4 protein-coding genes and 4 tRNA genes are annotated in these 3129 nt (G+C 53.2%); all 8 read left to right on the forward strand.

The features are described 5' to 3' along the window. Window positions 1-183: 183 nt before the first annotated feature. On the forward strand, window positions 184-1149 hold the full coding sequence (locus Q4501_RS18430; RefSeq protein ID WP_303597726.1) for a biotin--[acetyl-CoA-carboxylase] ligase: 966 nt from the start codon (window positions 184-186) through the stop codon (window positions 1147-1149). Further along, window positions 1146-1880: a type III pantothenate kinase gene (locus tag Q4501_RS18435; RefSeq protein WP_303597727.1), complete on the forward strand. Its 735-nt coding sequence runs from the start codon at window positions 1146-1148 to the stop codon at window positions 1878-1880. The genes Q4501_RS18430 and Q4501_RS18435 overlap by 4 nt, the downstream gene beginning before the upstream one ends. Continuing rightward, window positions 1877-2572 carry a hypothetical protein gene (locus tag Q4501_RS18440; RefSeq protein WP_303597728.1) on the forward strand — a complete coding sequence of 232 codons (696 nt, stop codon included), beginning with the start codon at window positions 1877-1879 and terminating at the stop codon, window positions 2570-2572. The genes Q4501_RS18435 and Q4501_RS18440 overlap by 4 nt, the downstream gene beginning before the upstream one ends. Before the next feature lie 31 nt (window positions 2573-2603). Then, window positions 2604-2679 (forward strand) — tRNA-Thr (locus Q4501_RS18445). 39 nt (window positions 2680-2718) lie between these two features. Then, window positions 2719-2802, forward strand: a tRNA-Tyr gene (locus tag Q4501_RS18450). Between the two features lie 11 nt (window positions 2803-2813). Then, window positions 2814-2888 (forward strand) — tRNA-Gly (locus Q4501_RS18455). Window positions 2889-2904: 16 nt separating this feature from the next. Further along, a tRNA-Thr gene (locus Q4501_RS18460) sits at window positions 2905-2980 on the forward strand. Window positions 2981-3031: 51 nt separating this feature from the next. After that, window positions 3032-3129: GTP-binding protein (locus tag Q4501_RS18465; protein WP_303597705.1), on the forward strand; the 98-nt coding region annotated here is incomplete at its 3' end.

Here is a 3129-nt window from a genome sequence, read left to right on the forward strand (position 1 = left end):
AGAAGTGAAACAGGCCTGCGCCGATGGTAGTGTGGCATTGCCCATGTGAGAGTAGGTCATCGTCAGACTCTTAATACTGAAAACCCCCAGCGGATTACCGTTGGGGGTTTTTTCGTTTTGTCTTTTCACCAATCCTGGTGTTTAATCCCCGCGTTACTAATTCTCCTGGCCGGATGGTGTGTCATGAAAACCAAAGTACTTGTATCACTGCTCAGCGACGGGCAGGTTCATTCTGGAGAGCGACTGGCCGAGGAGCTTGGTGTTAGCCGCACTGCGGTCTGGAAGCAGGTGCGTCGAGCGGCTGCAGAGGGTTTCGAGATTGAAACCGTAAGAGGGCGAGGTTATAAGCTGGTGACGCCCGTGGACTTGCTTGACGCAGGCGTTATTCTGGACGGGCTTGTTGAGTCTGCTCGTAATAGCATTTGCTTGACGGTTCTGGACGAGGTGGATTCGACAAACACCGAGATCTTGCGGCAGATATCGGATGGGGTAAGCGGGGTGCCGGTTGCTATCGCAGATTGCCAAACCATGGGCCGTGGGCGTCGTGGTCGACCGTGGCGTAGTCCTCGGGGTGAGAACCTCTATTTAAGTGCCGGTTTGACGTTTCATGGGGACTTTTCCGTTCTTGACGGTCTCAGTCTCGTATTGGGTGTTGCCGTAGCCGAAACTCTTGAAGAGCTGGGTTTGCCTGGCGTGCGCTTGAAGTGGCCCAATGACATTTTTATGCCTGATGGAAAGCTGGGCGGGATTCTGGTCGAGCTTCAGGGTGAGTTGCAGGAAGGTGTTATCCGGGTTATTGCCGGTATTGGCATAAATGTTCATATGAGTTGTGCTGATGATGTCGACCAGGCCTGGTCGAGCCTGGATCGCGTTTCCACCCAGGCAGGCTGGTCAAGGAATCGAATCGCGTCCGCTCTTATTGGCACGCTTTTGCACAGTGCCGATATCTTTGCCCAAAAAGGTTTTGGTGCGTTTCAGGATGCATGGCAATCCAGGGATCTTTTTAATGGTCAGCAGTTGATAGCGAAAGGCGGGGAGCTCGCTGGTGTCGGTCGTGGTATTGATGGGCAGGGTAACTACCTTGTCGAGGGCGAGTCTGGGGTTGTACCAGTTCGGGCCGGGGAAATCAGCTTGCGGGTTGCGCGATGAGACTGTTGATAGATGCGGGTAATACCCGTCTGAAGTGGCGCCTCGAGCAGGGCGGTATCATTGCTAGGGAGGGTTCTGCATTGCTGGATTCGGCGAACCCCCTTGCGCATATAGAAGGCAGTCTGAACTCTGTGTCCAGGGTGGCAGTGTCGACAGTTATTCACGAGGATGCAAGGCAGCGGCTTCTATCCTATCTGATGCAAAGAGTGCCTGGCCCGGTTAATTTTTACTGGGCTGAAGGACAGCGTTGCGGGTTGTTGAACTCGTATGAGGATGTGAAGACGATGGGGTCAGACCGTTGGCACGGGATGTATGGCGCCTGGAGGCATTACAGATGCGGTTGCGCTGTTATAGATGCAGGCAGTGCGATAACTGTGGACTACGTGAGTAAAGAGGGCAAACATCTTGGCGGGTATATCCTTCCCGGATTGCAGATGATGTTGAGAAGCTTGAGGAGTGACGCTGCACGAATTGCATTTGAGCCGGCACACGTGTCCCGAATCGAGCCGGGAAACAATACGGCAGAGTGTGTCAATCAAGGTCTGTCATGGTTGTCTCAGGCAATGATCGATCGGATCAGGAGTGACGCCTCTGAATTTGAACTTCCTCAAACGCTCGTAACCGGCGGAGATGCGGAGCGCCTGTTTACGCTTGGGGTAGATGGAGTGCATCACCCTTCATTGGTGTTGGATGGTCTCGGCTATATCGACAATGAGGCACATGGCGAATGAAGTGGTTTGCGTTGGCTTTGCTGTTACTGAATGCCTCTCTCTGGATTGTCTTGAGCGAACCGCGTGATCAGAGTCGGTACGGTAGCTCAGAGTCTGGAACTCTTCCGAGGGTGGCGAGCCTCAAGCCCCCTGAAGTGCGTGTGCCGGAGCATTCAGAACTGGAGGGTTTTGAGTTTAATATAGCACCGGGCGAGCCGTCAGCGATCTACTGTGTGACGTTTGGGTGGTTCGAGTCCCTTGCTGCGGCCGAAGCACTTGCCAATGGAGGGGGCATGGCCCGGTTCAGTGCTTACCAGGTAAAAGAAAGAGAGCGTCAACTGGCGCCTTTGCATTGGATTATTATTCCTCCGCAGCCGGGGCAGGTGGCCTTGGATCAGCTGAAAGACCTTCAGGAAAGGGGTGTCGATTCTTACCTGGTTGCTCAGGGAGAAAACCGCAATGCTATCTCATTGGGCTTGTTCGAGTCGCGTGAGGCCGCAATTTCCGTGCTAGAAGAAAAAAAACAACAGAATCTCAATGCAGTACTGGTCAACTTCCCCCGAAATCAGCTAAGCTACGCGCTGTCTTTTGAGGTGAGCCCAGGGCTTGTTGAAGAACTGGTTAGCGCGGCAAAAGCGGATTATGGCAATAATTTCGATTTCATCGAAATCAACGCTTGTAAGGGTGTTGCAACGCCAGTCAAAAATCCGTAGTATACCGCCCTCGCTGAAGAGGCGATTGTGAGCTGGCGTAGCTCAGTTGGTAGAGCAGCTGACTTGTAATCAGCAGGTCGGGGGTTCGATTCCGTCCGCCAGCTCCACTTTTTGTTTTTGACAGGTGCGAAGGTTGCGCCTGACTCGGAGGGGTTCCCGAGTGGCCAAAGGGATCAGACTGTAAATCTGACGCGAAAGCTTCGCTGGTTCGAATCCAGCCCCCTCCACCACTTAATTGCTCGCGGGCATCGTATAGTGGCTATTACCTCAGCCTTCCAAGCTGATGACGCGGGTTCGATTCCCGCTGCCCGCTCCAATTTGATGTATGCAATGCTCATGTAGCTCAGTCGGTAGAGCACATCCTTGGTAAGGATGAGGTCACCGGTTCAATTCCGGTCATGAGCTCCACTATTTATCCGGTCAGCGTTACGATCCAGGTTGATCAGGGAGATTGGTCGAATGTCTAAGTCTAAGTTTGAACGTAATAAGCCGCACTTGAACGTGGGCACTATTGGTCACGTAGACCATGGTAAGACGACTCTGACCGCTGCTCTGAC

Origin of the sequence: Marinobacter sp. 2_MG-2023 (assembly GCF_030546935.1) — a bacterium.
Lineage (GTDB): Bacteria > Pseudomonadota > Gammaproteobacteria > Pseudomonadales > Oleiphilaceae > Marinobacter.